The organism is Tenacibaculum litopenaei, from assembly GCF_964514025.1.
In the GTDB taxonomy this organism is placed as follows: Bacteria; Bacteroidota; Bacteroidia; order Flavobacteriales; family Flavobacteriaceae; genus Polaribacter; species Polaribacter litopenaei.
In genome coordinates, this window is record NZ_CAZEQT010000009.1 from 361,817 (window position 1) to 377,828 (window position 16,012).

Consider the following 16,012-nt stretch of genomic DNA (forward strand, 5'->3'; position numbering starts at 1 on the left):
ACTCGTTTAGGCTCCTTAATTTCATTTTCCTGTATCGGAAGCAGTACGAAATCCGTACCTTTGTCTTATGCAGAAACTCGTTGATAACTTTGGTAGACAAATAAATTACGTGCGCTTGGCAGTTACAGACCGCTGTAATTTGCGCTGTCAGTATTGCATGCCTGCAAAAGGAATCGACATCGTTCCGAGAAAGGAACTGTTGACGTATAAAGAAATGTACCGCATTATCCGCGTACTTACTGAACTCGGCGTTCAAAAAGTACGTTTAACGGGTGGAGAACCTTTTGTAAGAAAAGATTTTGTTCAGTTCTTGGAGATGCTGTCGTTTAACGACCTCTTAGAAACCATCAATATTACCACCAACGGTGCACTCATAGCAAAACACATTCCTACGCTCGAAAAACTGTCAAAAATCAAAAGTATCAACCTCAGTATTGACAGCCTTCAATCAGAAAAGTTCCATACCATCACCCGACGCGATGTTTACAAGGAAGTTTTTGAAAGTTTCGAACTGCTCGAGCAAAGCTCTCTTGACCTCAAGCTCAACGTGGTAGTACAATCCGGGTTTAATACGGATGAAATCAACGATTTTGTGCGCCTAACGCGTGACAAAGCCATTGCCGTTCGCTTTATTGAAGAAATGCCGTTTAACGGTAAAGGACAGCGTAGTTTGGAAGAAGCTTGGAACTTCCAACGTATTTTAAATGAAATTTCCTCAGAATTTTCACTGACAAAACTACCGGGGGCTCCTTCGGAAACCTCCAGAAATTACCGCGCTGCAAATCATTTGGGTACTGTTGGAATTATTCCTGCCTTTACCAGAACTATTTGCAATGACTGTAATCGCATACGTCTCACCTCTACCGGACTCTTAAAGAACTGTTTGTTCGATGATGGCGTTTTTAATATTCGCGATTTTATACGGGAGGGAGCTAGCAACGATGACTTAAAACAATTGTTTCTCCAATTGGTAAAACAGAAACCAAAAAACGGTTTCGAAGCGGAACAAAACAGAAAACGAGGTTCCGTTTCGGAAAGCATGTCAACCATTGGAGGTTAATATACCAAACGAATATGATAACCGTAGCAGAAGCCAAAGAACTCATTTTACAACACCCCGGCGATTTCGGTACCGAATGCATTCCCTTAGCGCAAGCATTGGGACGGATTTTAAAGGAAGACATCTATGCCGATAGAGATTTTCCTCCCTTTAATCGCGTTGCTATGGATGGAATAGCCATCAATTACCGTTTTTTTCAATACGGGGTACGAGATTTTAAGATTGAAGGTATACAAGCCGCAGGAGCAGCTCAACAAACTTTAGAGAACGCAGCAAACTGCTATGAAGTCATGACTGGTGCCTGTTTACCTGCAAATACAGATACCGTTATTCGCTATGAAGATCTCGATATTCAAACACTGATGGCCAGTGTAAACCTCACAGAAATTAAAGAAGGACAAAACGTACATACCCAAGGATCAGACACCGAAAAAGACAGTCTACTGATCGCAAAAGAAACGCGAATTACAGCCGCAGAAATCGGCGTGTTGGCAACTGTAGGAAAAGCAGTAGTGACAGTAGCTAAACTCCCTAAAGTTTTAATTGTTTCTACCGGTGATGAATTGGTCAATATTTCAGAACAACCCCTACCGCATCAAATACGCAAGAGTAATGTTCACAGCCTTGCAGCCCTTTTAGAAGCACATAGGATTCCCGTAACTCTCATCCATTTAAACGATGAAAAAGCTCAGATCACAGCAAGTATGAAACAGTACTTACAAGCGTACGATGCTATTTTGTGCAGTGGAGCAGTGAGCAAAGGTAAGTTCGATTACCTCCCTGAAGTTTTTGACGAGCTCGGTGTCCAAAAACTCTTCCACCGCGTAAGTCAACGCCCAGGAAAACCTTTTTGGATGGGAACCTACAAACAGTGTCGTATTTTTGCTTTCCCCGGAAACCCGGTATCTACCTATGTAAACTGCATGATGTATTTTACGCCATGGTACTATCAAACTACAGGTATTACGGTACCTGAAATCAGTGCAATTCTCACCGAAGAGGTCCACTTTAAACCGGCGTTAACGTATTTCTTACAAGTAGTTACCCATGTTGAAAATGGACAATTATTCGCCACTCCAGTAAAAGGAAATGGTTCAGGAGACTTGGCGAGTTTGGTTCAAGCAGACGGATTTATTTGCTTGCCTAAAAAGGAAGGCACAACCTATGCCAAAGGCAGCGTCCATACCTATGTAGGATACCGAACAATGTACTAGAAAACAACGCCATATACTTGGCTTTAAAACACAGCTAAAACCACAATATTTTGAGTAGTTTTTCACATATCAACGATAAAAATCATCCTAAAATGGTCAACGTTTCGGAAAAAAACATCACGAAACGAAGTGCAACAGCACAGGCGACCATGTATTTAGGAACATCGATTATTCAGCATTTTGAAAACGACGAATTAACCACGAAAAAAGGTCCCGTTTTTCAAACTGCTATCATCGCAGGAATTCAAGCAGTCAAGAAAACTTCTGAGCTTATTCCTATGTGTCATCCCCTGTTAATTAGCGGGGTCGACATCGACATCGACATCATCAGTACCACGCGTATTCGCGTGCTGTGTACCGTGAGTATCGAAGGTAAAACAGGAGTTGAAATGGAAGCTCTTACAGGAGCCTCTACTTGTTGTCTTACCATTTATGACATGTGCAAGGCACTGAGCCATGAACAGCGCATAGAAGAAATTAAACTACTGAAAAAAACGGGAGGAAAATCCGATTATCACTATGGAGAAAAAGCACACTAAACACACCAACCTTACACGTAAAGACAACGATCAATACGCACCTAACGAATTAGCTATAGTAGGAACCAAATGCGGCATCATCGCCGATTTAGTTTATGAGGTAAGTCGACGACTTTCTCAATACAACTTGGGGTATTTCGATGCTTCTCACGCAAAGGAAGTCACTCCGAATAGCTTGAGTGAATATACATTTCACCACGAAGGTAACCTAACCCTTACTACGCGAAGTACCATTAACCACTACGAACAACGCCTGCAATTTTACCATCACGACTTGGTCTTTGTAAACGGAAATCACTATCCAGCGGCAAAGCAAATCATCATCCTTGACAAAAACAAAGAAGCCTCTATACAAAAGCGATTAGACCAATTTACAAACATTGAGTTCGTTATTAAATTAGATGACGAATCTGAATACTTTGATTGTTTAGTAGAACGATTTCCAACTATAAAAAATAGTACCTGCTATGCACTTGAAGATATCGAAGGCATCACAAACCATATAGAACGCCTCATTAAAGGAGCCATTGCTCCCATTCAAGGACTGGTGTTGAGCGGCGGAAAAAGTACGCGAATGGGGACCGATAAAACAGTATTAGACTACCACGGGAAACCTCAAAAAGAATACGCTAAAGAACTCTTAGAAGCCTGTAATTTAACCAGCTTTTATTCAGTTCAAAGCAATCGCAATGCTTATGATGAAATTCATGACACCTTTTTAAATCTAGGACCGTTTGGAGGCATCTGTTCCGCTTTTCAGAAAAATCCCAATACCGCGTGGTTGGTAATCGCGAGTGATTTGCCTTTTGTAAATAAAGAGCTCATTCAATTACTATTGGAAAAGAGGGATCCGAGTAAGGTGGCAACCGCGATTATTGGAACTGACAAACCTTTTCCAGAGCCTCTTATTTGTATTTACGAACCCAAAGCTTACGGAAAATTGTTACAATACCTAGCACAAGGGTACTCCTGTCCTCGAAAAATGCTCATCAATGCCGACGTTGCTCTCGTAACTGTAGATGAAAAATACATCCAAAATATCAACACTCCCGAAGAATACGAGCGAGCAAAACAAGCCTTAAGATAAACATGTCTATCAAGACCAAAATACTAATATCGTACTCTGTAGTATTCGCCACCTTGATTTTTATGGTGCTGTATTCTTTTATGCCGTCGGAAACAAGTTCAGTGGCCACCTGCGGCACTGAATTCATTGATAGTACCTTAGAAAATCCTAAAACAAAAGAAGGGAAAAAACTTTTTAAAGCACTTTGTGCAAGTTGCCATAAGGTATCAAAAAAACTCATCGGCCCTGCCTTGGGAAATCTCCAAATGCCTCCTGATATTTTCGGAGCATTTATTAGGGCTGAAGATTCCTTATTGCGACAGCAGCATCCACTTGCCTTACAAATAAATGCAGGTACCAATACCTTCAATTACAAGCATCAATTTAAAGATCTTACCCAACAAAACATCAAAAATCTCCTTGATTTTCTAAAAGATTAAGCACGATTAATACCAAAAAAAACCGAATTTCTTCGGTTTTTTTTATTTTTCGTAGCGACTTCCTGCTTTACAAAGAAGTAACTCTTTTAATCGCTATTGCATTTTAGTTTTGTACTTCTGAATTTCATCCCATGCTTCTTTTCTCCAATGGAAACTTACATAGGCTTCTGAAGCTGCTTCGTTTTGCTTAGGAACATACTCCGGTTGATTGGATACGTAAATAAACTTTTGTCCTAGCAAACTAAAAGTATCGTACTCTTCTGGTTGCATAACCTTCAGGCCAAATTTATTAATACGGTACACACCTATGGTTTTAATTTCGTGCCATTGCAATCCGCAATCTTTCATCAGGGTACGCTGTGTAATTCCCTTCCTTTCAATGCGAATTTTAGTCGACGTCCCAATAAAAATCAAGAGACCTACAAACAAAAATAATCCTCCTGAAACATAGAGAATATCTACTCTATCCGTTTTAAAATAATATCCCAACATCCCTATGGCTAAACACAGAAATAACACGTAAAATACAGCTAGATGTGGACTCTTAATATTAACCTTCGTAATTGTCATTTTAATGGTTTGTTCATTGCCTACGCAGCGACGTGCTCGGTAACTTCCCGGAGATACCTGCAAAGTCTAAGCCCCGGAATAATTCATGTTCACACTACTTCAACGGCAACAGTATTTATAAAAAACAAAACCCCGAAAAATTTCGGGGTTCTTTTGTGGAGAAGGCGGGGCTCGAACCCGCGACCTTTTGACTGCCAGTCAAACACTCTAGCCAACTGAGCTACATCCCCAGTGTGAGACAAATATACAATTTGTAATAAAAAAACCACCTATACTGGCTATAATTTTCCAAGTACAGGTGGTTACCATTAAACTACTACTACTGTTTTATGTCAAATCGGTCAAGGTTCATTACTTTCTCCCATGCTTTGGCAAAGTCTTCCGCAAATTTTTGTTTTGCATCACTACTTGCATACACCTCAGCAATGGCGCGCAGCTCTGAATTTGAACCGAAAATTAAATCCGCTCTTGTGGCTGTCCATCTTTCTTTTTTCGTCTCTCTATCTTTTCCGATAAATACGACACCTTCCTCATCTTTAGGCTCCCAATAGGTTGCCATGTCTAACAAGTTCACAAAAAAGTCGTTCGACAATACTCCTGGAGTCTCGGTTAACACCCCTTCTTTAGCTTGCTTATAATTGGCATCTAATACGCGTAATCCTCCTACCAACACAGTCATTTCTGGTGCTGTCAATCCCAGTAATTGGGCTTTGTCTACCAATAACTCTTCGGTAGTTAGGGTGTACTTCTTTTTTTGATAATTTCTAAACCCATCGGCCATAGGTTCAAGCACTGCAAATGAAGCAACATCGGTTTGCGATTGCAAGGCATCCATACGGCCCGGTGTAAAGCCGACTGCTACATCATAGCCTCCTTTTTTTATTGCTGCCTCAACAGCCGCCGTTCCTCCGAGAACAATCAAATCGGCCATCGATACAGGCGTATTCGCATTATTCGCATTAAACTTCTCTTGTACCGTTTTATAGGCTGCTAATACCTTTTTCAATTGCGCTGGGTTATTGCTTTCCCAATCTACTTGAGGTGCTAACTGAATTCTCGCTCCATTGGCTCCTCCTCTTCTATCAGATCCTCGATACGACGCTGCTGATGCCCACGCTGTTTCGATCATTTGATTGGCAGGAATTCCAGCATTTAGCAAGGCTTTCTTTAACTGTACTACCGCAGCTTTATCAATACTCTTGTGAGTAGCCACCGGAATAGGGTCTTGCCAAATAAAATCTTCTTTCGGTACTTCAGGCCCCAAATAGGTTGTTTTAGGTCCCATATCTCTGTGCGTTAACTTAAACCAAGCTCTAGCAAAGGCTTTATCAAAAGCCAAAGGTTCGTTTAAAAATTTCTCACATACTTTTTTATAGGCCGGATCAAACTTCAGTGCCAAATCAGAAGTCAACATGGTTGGACGGTGTCGTTTATTTTTATCAAAAGCATCAGGGAATACCTCTCCTACATCTTTTGCTACCCACTGATGAGCTCCAGCAGGACTTTTGGTCAATTCCCATTCGTTATCAAATAAAGTATTCAAAAATGCGTGACTCCATCGCGTAGGTGTCGGGGTCCATATTACTTCCAATCCTGAAGTAATTGCATCCTTTCCTTTACCTGACTTGTACGAGCTTTTCCATCCCAGTCCTTGTTCTTCTATACCAGCTGCTTCTGGTGAAGCTCCAACCTTGTCTGCAGGTCCTGCGCCATGGGTTTTACCAAAGGTATGTCCACCGGCAATTAACGCTACTGTTTCCTCATCATTCATTCCCATTCTTCCAAAAGAAATACGAATATTTTTTGCCGAAGCAACAGGGTCTGGATTTCCATTCGGTCCTTCTGGATTTACGTATATCAATCCCATTTGCACTGCTGCTAACGGATTTTCAACCTCTAAATCCAATTCTCCTTTCTCATTCAAACGCCTACTCTCTAACCAACCTTTTTCCGATCCCCAATACACGTCTTCTTGTGGTACCCATACATCTTCTCTACCTCCAGCAAACCCTATAGTTTGTAAGCCCATAGATTCAATAGCGACGTTTCCTGCCAAAATCATTAAATCGGCCCACGAAATTTTCTGTCCGTACTTTTGTTTAATTGGCCATAACAGTCTTCTCGCTTTGTCCAAATTACCATTATCGGGCCAGCTATTCTGTGGTGCAAAACGCTGCAGCCCCATTCGAGTTCCTCCTCTACCATCTCCTGTTCTATAAGTACCTGCACTGTGCCATGACATTCTGATAAACAAAGGGCCATAATGTCCGTAATCGGCAGGCCACCAATCTTGAGAAGTTGTCATCACTTTTGTTAAATCTTTTTTCAACTGCTGATAATCCAAGCTAGCAAAGGCTTCTTTATAAGAAAAGTTCTTTTGCAATGGATTTACCAGATTCGAATTTTGAGCCAACACCTCTAAATTGAGTTTGTTAGGCCACCAATCCTTATTTTTTTGCCCACGTGTGGCTTGTTCTTTTTGATGTCCCTTATCGAAACCGAAAGGACATGCTCCTTTTTCCTTCTGATCACCATCATGACCCGAAGAACAGGAAACCGCTAACGCTGTTACTGCTGCTAGAAGAATCGTTTTTTTCATTGGTAAACTTTTAATTGATTTACCACAAAACTAAATATAGAATTATTATAGTTTGTGTTTTAATAATAGATAATTCTTATTTCAAAATAAGTGATTTTGGTTCTTCTCTTCAAGGATCTCAAAAGAAGGTGAGAGAGTCCTAAGGACATCCTTAGACCTCTCTGCACCTTCAACCACCAAAAACAAATAAAAATCAATTGTTTTCTTTCAATCCCTTTTCTTGTAGTAACAAGTATTCGTCAAAGCGTATTTTTTTTCCAAAAACTCGGATAGAGCAGGCAATAACTTTCGCTGCTTCCTCTTCGGTAAACCCAAGTCCTATAGCGTACTTAAACACTGCCGCTTCTTCCTCACGATCCATATCATGGTCGCTGTAAATCATTTGAAACAACTCGTACAAATACTCTAAACGCTCTAACTTAAATGCTACACTGGGTAACGGATAAGCATCGATATGCTCCAAAATATACGCTACCTGATCTTCAGCTATGCTCAGTTTTCTCGCAAACTTCACTAACATCTCTCGTTCCGTGATATTGATAGCCCCGTCAACCAAGGCCATTTTCACGAGTATCGCAAAGTGTAGTACATTTTTCTTTTGCGCCTGTGATTCAAATAAATCTGATACTGACATGATTGCAAATTTTAGTTAAACATCATTTTATATTCAATGGCCATTACTTCCATCCACCTCCCAGAGCTTTGTATACCGAAACTCTGGCTACGAACTGTTCTTTTTTAGTTTCAACCAGCGCCATTTTTGATTCCAAGGCGTCTCGTTGCGTGAGCAGTACTTCCATATAATCAGCGCGCGCTGATTGGTACAATTTATTAGCAATTCCTATCGATTGGGTCAAGGCTAGTACCTGTTTGCTTTGAAGTTGATAACTCTGCGCTAAATTCTCCACCTTTGCCAGCTGGTTTTCGACTTCCAAAAAGGCTTTTAGCAGTGTTTTTTCATAGTCAAAGACACGTGCTAATTGTTCGGAAGATGCAGAACTATAAGCTGCCTTAATAGCATTTCTGTTTATTAATGGCCCCACCAAGTCTGCTCCTAATCGATATACCAGTGCTCCTGGTGTTTGCGTCAAAAATTGAGAATTGAAAGCCTGCAGCCCCACGCCTGCTTTCAACCCTAAACTCGGATAAAAACGTGCTCTGGCAACTTTGACATTGAGCTTTGCTGCAGCCAATTCGTATTCTGCCTTGCGAACATCAGGTCTGTTGCTCAACAAACTCGCCGGTAGGCCCGCGTGTACCGGAAGCAACTTCCTCCTTAAAAAGTCATCAGTATTTCTAGAAATCACTTGTTGCTTGCGCCCTATCAAAAAGTTTAAAGCATTCTCTACCTCAACAATACGCTGTTTCAAATCGTATTTTTCACTTTTGTTTTTCAGTACTTCCGCTTCAAATCGCTTCACGGCCAAATTCGTGGCTCTCGCTGCCTTCTTTTGCAGACGAACAACCTCAAGTGCTGCCCCTTGAATTCGTAAGTTTTGATTGATAATCTCCAATTTGGTGTCTAAAGCAACTAATTCAAAATAATTCTCGGCTATTTCCGCTACCAGCTGTGTCATCATAAAATTCCTTCCTTCCACGGTGGCTAAGTACTCCATGACCGCAGCCTTTTTAGCGGAACGCAATTTTTTCCAAATATCCAATTCCCAGCTCGCCTCAAGTCCAAGCCCCAAGTTTCCTAAGGGGTCGGGAAATGGTTTCCCTTCCAACTCTAGCTGTTCTTCTACAGCTCCATTTCGAGTGTATCGGCTCGATTTTTCGAGTTCTGCTCCAGCACGGTACCCTACAAAAGGCAAGTATTCTCCTTTGCGCGCCTTGATTTCATTTTTCGCAATGGATATACGCTGCCAAAGGACATTGAGCTCTTGATTGTTCGAAAGTGCCTCTGTTATCAATCCTTTTAAATGGGGATCGTCAAAAAAATCAGTCCAGGGAATACTGGCTGAATTCAGACTGTCTTGCTGTTGAACCGCGTAGGACGCCGGCATTTCTCTTCGTACTTCTCTCACTTTTTTTACAGGAGTACAAGCTCCGATGAACGCGATAGAAGCCACCAATAATCGTATCACTACTCTTTTCATAATCTACTTACTTTGAGGTTTTTTACCGATGAATTTCGCCAACAATTCACGGAGTTGTTTCAATTGACGTTGCGTACTTGTCAGCTCTTCTGAAGCTCTCATAAACTCTTCCGAAATGGGTTCTGAAGATTCGTCTTTGATGAGTCCTCGACCCTCGGCTAGCTTACCAAATATTACATATAAACCTGGAATGATGAGTACTCCAATAAAGGTTCCTACTAGCATTCCCCCCATGGCTGAACCACCTATGGTTCGGTTTCCTACGGCTCCTGCTCCAGAAGCAATTACCAAGGGGATCAATCCGGCAATAAAAGCAAATGACGTCATGAGTATAGGGCGAAATCTCATTTTTGCCCCTTCTATCGCAGCGGCGACTACGGTCGCTCCTTCCCTTCGTCGCTGGACGGCAAATTCAACGATTAACACCGCATTTTTACCGAGCAATCCGACGAGCATGATCAAACCAATTTGAGCGTATACATCATTGGCCAAGCCCATTAGTTTCAGTAATAACATGGATCCGAAAATTCCGACAGGTAAGGATAAAATTACCGCTAGCGGTAGTAAAAAACTCTCGTATTGAGCCGCCAATACCAAATACACAAAAATGAGTACGACTGCAAAGATGTACAGCGATTCACTACCTCTTTGGGCTTCGTCATACGACAGCCCTTCCCAAGCAATATCATAACCTCTGGGCAGTTTTTCAGCCGCGACCTCTTTGATTGCTTGTATTGCATCACCACTAGTATATCCAGGAGCTGGTAGCCCGCGAATAGCTGCCGAATTATACAGGTTGTAACGAGTAATTTCATTGGGGCCTAAGTCCTTTTTAATTTTCATAAAAGAAGAATACGGAACCATTTTACCCAGTTCATTTTTTACAAAGAGCTTGCCTAAATCTGATGGCAATCTGCGGTATTCAGGTGCCGCTTGGGTATACACTTTAAAAAAGCGTCCAAAACGGATAAAACCTTGCTCATAGGTACTCCCTATCAGTATGTTGAGGTTTTCCATGGCTTTTCCGATAGAAACTCCCTTTTGCATCGCCACCTTATTATTAATTTCCAGCTTGTATTGCGGATAATTGGCTGCGAAAAAAGTAAAGAGTCCAGTAAGCTCCTTACGTTGTCCCAGCGCCTCCATAAATTCGTTGTTTATCTTCTCAAACTCGTGGTAATCCGTTTCGTCTGTCTTATCTAACAAACGCATTGAAAATCCACCAGAAGAACCAAATCCAGGTACTGCGGGAGGTTCAAAAAATTCAATAATAGCTCCTAGGTTCTTACTCTCCTCTTCCAAAGTTTCCATAACCTCGTGAACACTGTGTTTTCGCTGCGACCAAGGTTTTAAATTAATCAAACAGGTCCCGGCATTCGAACCTCTTCCTTCGGTCATAATCTCATACCCCGCCAGAGAAGAAACTGAAGCGACATCGTCCAATTCTTCGCAGAGGTCTTGTAACTTTTTAGCTACTGCATTGGTGCGTTCCAAGGTAGCTCCAGGCGGTGTTTGAATAATCGCATAAATCGTTCCTTGGTCTTCATTCGGAATAAACCCAGCTGGTAATACCTTATTGGTCGTGTAAATTCCGATACAAAAAGCAATGAGTATACCAAAGGTCACTGTTCTTCTATTAACTATGTGGTTTAGGAAGGTAACATAACGTCCTGTAAGCTTTTCAAATTTTGAATTGAACGCATCAATAAAGCGATTTACAAGTGATTTACGTCGTGGCTTTCCGTGGTTGTTTTTTAAAATCATGGCGCAAAGCACCGGGGTTAAGGTAAGGGCAACTACCGCCGAAATAATAATGGCTCCTGCCATCGTAATAGAGAATTGACGGTAAAAAACTCCTACCGGACCTGTCATAAATGAAATGGGGATAAACACGGATACCATGACTAAGGTAATGGCGATAATGGCTCCACCTATTTCACCTACTACCTGTTTTACGGACTCATAAGGAGACAGTCCTGTTGTTTCCATTTTAGCATGGACAGCCTCGACCACCACAATGGCATCGTCGACCACAATTCCGATGGCTAACACCAGTGCAAAGAGTGTAATTAAATTGATTGACAGTCCAAAAAACTGCATGACAAAAAAGGCACCAATCAAAGACACAGGCACTGCTATAATAGGAATTAAAGTCGATCGTAAGTCCCCCAAAAACAAGAATACTACAATGGCAACCAGTACAAAAGCATCTCGTAGGGTGTGAATTACCTGCTCTATGGAAGCATCGAGAAAGTTCGACACATCATAACTAATTTTGTAATCGATACCCGGTGGGAAATCTCCTTTTAATTCTTGCAGTTTATCTTTGACCGCATCGATAACCTCACTTGCATTACTACCAAAGGTTTGCTTTAACACCAACGAAGCAGAAGGCTTGCCGTCTAAGTTAGAATAGATATCAAAAAATTCACTTCCCAACTCCACATCGGCGATGTCTTTGAGCTTAACGAGTTCCCCTTCTTCGTTGGCCTTGATAATAATATCTTCATACTGCTTGGCCTCTTTATAACGACCTTCATAGGTCAGTACATACTCTAAAGACTGTGCTGTTTTCCCGGAACTTCGTCCCAGTCGACCGGGGCGCGCAATGATACTCTGCTCCTGCATGGCTTCCAACACTTCTTCAGCAGCGATGTTGTAAGCTCTCATTCTGTCGGGTTTTAGCCAAACGCGCATGGCGTATTTTCTACTTCCCAGAATTTTAGCCCTTGCAATTCCTTTAATACGTTGTAATTCGGGTACTAACTTTGTATAGGCATAATTATACAGGAATTTCTCATCGTTGCTCTTGTTTTCGCTAAAGAGATTTACATACATGAGCATACTCGGTTGAATAGGCGTAATAATTACACCTTCACGTTGCACTAAAGTTGGCAATAGGGGCATCACGCGATCCACTCTGGTTTTCACGCGAACCACGGCTTGGTTAGGATCCGTACCTGGTTCAAAGATTACGCGCAGCGTTCCTTCACCTGCTGAGGTAGCATCGGAAGCGATATAGCGCATTCCTTGTACACCATTGATGGCAGTTTCTAGAGGAATCAAGGTCGATTTTACCAATACATCAGCACTTGCTCCTGGATAGGCTATAAATATATTTACGGTTGTCGGGGCTATCTGAGGAAACTGTGCAATGGACAATTTATTAATCGACAACAATCCTGTAAACACCGTTACAATTGAAATTACAATTGCCAATACGGGACGTTTAATGAATTTACTAAACATGTTCTTTCGTTTTAAGGTGATTACTCAGCGTATAAATCCAGTGACGTAAGCACCTTAGCTGGTGCGGTATACTGCTGTTCTATTTTTTGTCCATCGCGCACGAGGCGAAGGCCGTCTAGCAAAATGCGATCGGTTGTTGTCAGTCCTTTAGATACGACAAAAAGATGTGGCAACTCGGCGCCAATCTGTACTTCTTTTTGATGTACTGTCCCCTCTTTGCTCACTACAAACACATAGGTTTTATCGAGTACTTCAAAGGTGGCTTTCTGCGGAATAAGCAAGGCATTATTCAGGGGAATCTTCATCAAGATACTTCCGGTTTCTCCGTGTCTCAACAAGCCTTTTGGATTCGGAAAAGTAGCTCTAAAAGCGATGTTTCCAGTTTCGTTGTTAAACTCTCCCTCTATGGTTTTTACCACCCCTTCCTGATCAAATACTTGATTGTTGGCCATGAGCAAGGATACGTTGCGTTGTCGTTCTCTTTGATCGGAGTTCATAAAATCGAGATACTCGGCTTCTGGAACATTGAAATACACCCACATTTTACTATTATCAGATAGCGTTGTCAGCAATTCACCTTCGTCTAACAAGCTTCCTTTACGCGCTTCCAATCGGTTCATAATTCCGGGAAAAGGCGCGTAAATATCCGTGAATTTCAAATGTGTTTTTGCCAAATTCAAAACGGCTTTTGCTTTGCTAAATTTAGCTTTTGACAATGCCAGCTCATTGGGAGAAACGACGTCACTGTCGGCCAACAGTTGCGTGTTTTTAAGTTCGATATCTGCAATAGAAGCCTCGGCTTTGGCCCTCCCTACTTCTGCTTGGTATACGCTAGGCATGATTTTAAACATGGGTTGCCCCTTGCGTAATTTTTGTCCTTCGTCTACAAAAACGCTTTGTAAGTATCCTTTTTCTAGTGCTCTAATTTCTATATGCCTAATGGCGTGAATTTGACAAACGTAATCTTTTGTAATCGCAGTATCTTTAAGTATCGGGTTGGTAACTAGGTGTTTTGAATGTTCGTGCTTTTTTTTCTCATGTTGATTGCAGCGTACGCACAAGACGCAAGCAACCAGCAACAATGCTAAGTGTTTCATTGTTCGTGTTTTTAATTCTGTATTTGATGTTTATTGAGTTCAGATTCGTACGGCAAATGCGGTACTACTTCAAGTATGGGAAACTCAGTACATCACAGTCTAAAAACTTCGTAAAAAAGGTATAAGTGGTTCCCTTTTGACACTAGAGGCCACTGCTCATCACCACTGTCAAAAATAAGGAGAAGGCTCCCAAAATCGGTGCCTGAAAAAAATGAGCTCGTCGCCAACAGCTTTTTGGGCTGCGTATTTTCTTCTTCTTCAAGATCTTCTTCAACTTCCGCAAACAAAGGCTCGTCCTCAGTATCCGTCGTATTTTGAATACTCGTTGGGAATACTTCCGTTTCTGAAAAAACAAGTTCAAATGGGGTATTAGTAGCCTCGGCTGCTTGTATAGCAGTTGAGTTTCCTATGAGTTGAAACCCGAGTAACAATAAGAGTATTGTTATGACTACCCTATGTTGGTTTTTACCAAACATACTTGCAAAGGTAAAACTACTGCCTCGATCCGATTGTCAACGACCTATAAAGTTTTGTTAAAAAAAAATTATCTTTACGCTAATCACTATTAAAAAAACACTCTTGAGTTCCCCCCTACAAACTCGAGTTAAGAAGCTATTACACATGTTTTGGAACAAAAAAAACAGTACTAAAGTACCTAAATTTACCTGTTCATCCTGCGGGGAACTCCACGAGCAATGGCCAGCATTAGCCTTTGATGCTCCTATTCATTACTTTAATCTACCTGAAGAACACAAAGAAAATGCCGCTCAAATCGATGCCGATTTTTGCAAAATTCAATTTCGTGATTCGCAGCAATTTTTTATCCGAGGGGTATTGATACAAGAAGTTACTGATGCCTGCGACCATTTGGAATACGGCGTTTGGGTATCATTGAGTGAAAAGAGCTTTCTCAACTACTATGAAAATTTCCGAAATGAAGGACACGAAACCGTCTACTTCGGTTGGTTGAGTAATGAAATTGCCGAATACCAAAATACCTCTGCCATTCCTTGTAATGTCGTTACCCAACTCGGTAATAAACGCCCTCATATTATTCCTCATCAGAGTTTTGAACATCCGTTTATCCACGATTACTACAACGGAATATCAAAACAAGAGGTACTGCAAAGAATTCAAGGAATGAGGTAGGTTTTCTTAACAAACTTTAGGAAACTCGTCCTTAGATCCGGCAAACCTTAACATTTCAATAGCAGTTCTCTCTGGAGAATTCAAGTAGTTTTGGAGCAACCAAACAGGATCGTCTATGAAAAGTTGTTGTCTCTATTTTTGCCTGCTCGTGTTCAGCGTATGCCATGCTCAAAAAAAAATAACTGGGCGTGTTTACGGACCTTCAAAAGTAGCTCCCTTTGTAAAAATTACCAATGGTACTACCGAAGAGGTTTCCTTTTCCAATGTATTGGGCGATTTTTACCTACGTGCAAACCTGGGAGATAGCTTGCATTTTGAATCCAATTTCTACGAAAAACAAAGCGTTTTAATTGATAGAGAAAAATACAACGCTTCCTTTGTTGTGCAATTAAAAGAGCGCAATAACCAGCTGGAAGAAGTAATTATCACCAATGAAAAATCGGTAAAAAAATTCAATGCAAAAGAGTTTAATACCGACCTCACCACGATGATAGCAGAGGACATAAAAAGAAATCCAAATGCCTATCGAAATACGGCCAACAGCACGCCTATACTCCTCGATGCGGTTAATTTTGTAGGCTCGCTATTTAAAAAGAAAGCAAAAGCTCGTGAATTCATCAACTACGATGAATTTACTGCTCTGTTTACCGACAATGCCTTTTTTAATGAATCTTTACTCTGTACTACTCTCGGTATTCCCGAACACCAGCATTCCCTGTTTTTCGAATTTTGTGAGGGCCAGCAAATCCATCTTCGCTATTTAAAACCAGAAAACAAATTTCACCTTTTGGATATACTCGTAAAAAATAGTCAGCTATTTTTGAAAAGAGCTCGTGAATAACAGTCTTTATCTCTGGTGGTCTGGTTACCCCAGTAAGGGGAGTACTGCCGTTGTCAAGTAGCAAACCGTGCTAGTACTCCATTGCTGAG

The 16,012-nt window shown here is 41.3% G+C and carries 14 protein-coding genes and 1 tRNA gene; 7 read left to right on the top strand and 8 right to left on the bottom strand.

Features of this window, described 5'->3' with window-relative positions; genetic code table 11:
- Window positions 1-67: 67 nt before the first annotated feature.
- The 5 genes from moaA to ACKTS5_RS19890 are packed head-to-tail and all read left to right on the top strand — an operon-like array spanning window position 68 to window position 4,319.
- On the top strand, window positions 68-1,060 hold the full coding sequence (gene moaA / locus ACKTS5_RS19870) for a GTP 3',8-cyclase MoaA (protein ID WP_408045636.1): 993 nt from the start codon (window positions 68-70) through the stop codon (window positions 1,058-1,060).
- A 14-nt stretch (window positions 1,061-1,074) separates the two neighbouring features.
- Window positions 1,075-2,274, top strand: a complete 1,200-nt coding sequence (locus tag ACKTS5_RS19875; RefSeq protein WP_408045637.1) for a molybdopterin molybdotransferase MoeA — start codon at window positions 1,075-1,077, stop codon at window positions 2,272-2,274.
- Between the two features lie 50 nt (window positions 2,275-2,324).
- Complete coding sequence (gene moaC / locus ACKTS5_RS19880; RefSeq protein WP_408045638.1) at window positions 2,325-2,813, top strand: cyclic pyranopterin monophosphate synthase MoaC; 489 nt, start codon at window positions 2,325-2,327, stop codon at window positions 2,811-2,813.
- Window positions 2,794-3,900, top strand: coding sequence for an NTP transferase domain-containing protein (locus ACKTS5_RS19885; protein ID WP_408045639.1), 1,107 nt, complete (start codon window positions 2,794-2,796; stop codon window positions 3,898-3,900). Before moaC ends, ACKTS5_RS19885 begins: the two co-directional genes overlap by 20 nt.
- 2 nt (window positions 3,901-3,902) lie before the next feature.
- The gene (locus ACKTS5_RS19890; RefSeq protein ID WP_408045640.1) at window positions 3,903-4,319 is read left to right on the top strand and encodes a c-type cytochrome; all 417 of its coding nucleotides are present in this window, start codon (window positions 3,903-3,905) and stop codon (window positions 4,317-4,319) included.
- A gap of 93 nt (window positions 4,320-4,412) precedes the next feature.
- Here ACKTS5_RS19890 and ACKTS5_RS19895 read toward each other — a convergent pair whose 3' ends face one another.
- The 8 genes from ACKTS5_RS19895 to ACKTS5_RS19930 form a co-directional block, all read right to left on the bottom strand.
- Window positions 4,413-4,889, bottom strand: a complete 477-nt coding sequence (locus ACKTS5_RS19895; RefSeq protein WP_408045641.1) for a hypothetical protein — start codon at window positions 4,887-4,889, stop codon at window positions 4,413-4,415.
- A gap of 156 nt (window positions 4,890-5,045) precedes the next feature.
- A tRNA-Ala gene (locus tag ACKTS5_RS19900) sits at window positions 5,046-5,119 on the bottom strand.
- 89 nt (window positions 5,120-5,208) lie between these two features.
- Window positions 5,209-7,488, bottom strand: a complete 2,280-nt coding sequence (gene katG, locus ACKTS5_RS19905) for a catalase/peroxidase HPI (protein WP_408045642.1) — start codon at window positions 7,486-7,488, stop codon at window positions 5,209-5,211.
- Window positions 7,489-7,681: 193 nt separating this feature from the next.
- Complete coding sequence (locus tag ACKTS5_RS19910; protein WP_408045643.1) at window positions 7,682-8,122, bottom strand: TerB family tellurite resistance protein; 441 nt, start codon at window positions 8,120-8,122, stop codon at window positions 7,682-7,684.
- Window positions 8,123-8,165: 43 nt separating this feature from the next.
- On the bottom strand, window positions 8,166-9,587 hold the full coding sequence (locus tag ACKTS5_RS19915) for a TolC family protein (RefSeq protein ID WP_408045644.1): 1,422 nt from the start codon (window positions 9,585-9,587) through the stop codon (window positions 8,166-8,168).
- Between the two features lie 3 nt (window positions 9,588-9,590).
- Window positions 9,591-12,836, bottom strand: a complete 3,246-nt coding sequence (locus ACKTS5_RS19920; RefSeq protein WP_408045645.1) for an efflux RND transporter permease subunit — start codon at window positions 12,834-12,836, stop codon at window positions 9,591-9,593.
- Window positions 12,837-12,856: 20 nt separating this feature from the next.
- Window positions 12,857-13,933, bottom strand: a complete 1,077-nt coding sequence (locus ACKTS5_RS19925; RefSeq protein ID WP_408045646.1) for an efflux RND transporter periplasmic adaptor subunit — start codon at window positions 13,931-13,933, stop codon at window positions 12,857-12,859.
- Between the two features lie 92 nt (window positions 13,934-14,025).
- Window positions 14,026-14,409, bottom strand: coding sequence for a hypothetical protein (locus tag ACKTS5_RS19930; RefSeq protein WP_408045647.1), 384 nt, complete (start codon window positions 14,407-14,409; stop codon window positions 14,026-14,028).
- A gap of 145 nt (window positions 14,410-14,554) precedes the next feature.
- On the opposite strand from ACKTS5_RS19930, the gene ACKTS5_RS19935 reads away from it, so the two are divergent.
- Both ACKTS5_RS19935 and ACKTS5_RS19940 read left to right on the top strand, forming a co-directional pair.
- Window positions 14,555-15,082 carry a DUF2199 domain-containing protein gene (locus ACKTS5_RS19935; RefSeq protein ID WP_408045648.1) on the top strand — a complete coding sequence of 176 codons (528 nt, stop codon included), beginning with the start codon at window positions 14,555-14,557 and terminating at the stop codon, window positions 15,080-15,082.
- Window positions 15,083-15,197: 115 nt separating this feature from the next.
- Window positions 15,198-15,923, top strand: coding sequence for a hypothetical protein (locus ACKTS5_RS19940; protein ID WP_408045649.1), 726 nt, complete (start codon window positions 15,198-15,200; stop codon window positions 15,921-15,923).
- Window positions 15,924-16,012: the final 89 nt, after the last annotated feature.

Excerpts from the sequence above, each read along its gene's own strand:
- moaA (WP_408045636.1), top strand. The coding sequence starts at position 68 with ATGCAGAAACTCGTTGATAACTTTGGTAGACAAATAAATTACGTGCGC.
- ACKTS5_RS19875 (WP_408045637.1), top strand. The coding sequence starts at position 1,075 with ATGATAACCGTAGCAGAAGCCAAAGAACTCATTTTACAACACCCCGGC.
- ACKTS5_RS19885 (WP_408045639.1), top strand. The coding sequence starts at position 2,794 with ATGGAGAAAAAGCACACTAAACACACCAACCTTACACGTAAAGACAAC.
- ACKTS5_RS19890 (WP_408045640.1), top strand. The coding sequence starts at position 3,903 with ATGTCTATCAAGACCAAAATACTAATATCGTACTCTGTAGTATTCGCC.
- ACKTS5_RS19895 (WP_408045641.1), bottom strand. The coding sequence starts at position 4,889 with ATGACAATTACGAAGGTTAATATTAAGAGTCCACATCTAGCTGTATTT.
- katG (WP_408045642.1), bottom strand. The coding sequence starts at position 7,488 with ATGAAAAAAACGATTCTTCTAGCAGCAGTAACAGCGTTAGCGGTTTCC.
- ACKTS5_RS19910 (WP_408045643.1), bottom strand. The coding sequence starts at position 8,122 with ATGTCAGTATCAGATTTATTTGAATCACAGGCGCAAAAGAAAAATGTA.
- ACKTS5_RS19915 (WP_408045644.1), bottom strand. The coding sequence starts at position 9,587 with ATGAAAAGAGTAGTGATACGATTATTGGTGGCTTCTATCGCGTTCATC.
- ACKTS5_RS19920 (WP_408045645.1), bottom strand. The coding sequence starts at position 12,836 with ATGTTTAGTAAATTCATTAAACGTCCCGTATTGGCAATTGTAATTTCA.
- ACKTS5_RS19925 (WP_408045646.1), bottom strand. The coding sequence starts at position 13,933 with ATGAAACACTTAGCATTGTTGCTGGTTGCTTGCGTCTTGTGCGTACGC.
- ACKTS5_RS19930 (WP_408045647.1), bottom strand. The coding sequence starts at position 14,409 with ATGTTTGGTAAAAACCAACATAGGGTAGTCATAACAATACTCTTATTG.
- ACKTS5_RS19935 (WP_408045648.1), top strand. The coding sequence starts at position 14,555 with ATGTTTTGGAACAAAAAAAACAGTACTAAAGTACCTAAATTTACCTGT.
- ACKTS5_RS19940 (WP_408045649.1), top strand. The coding sequence starts at position 15,198 with ATGAAAAGTTGTTGTCTCTATTTTTGCCTGCTCGTGTTCAGCGTATGC.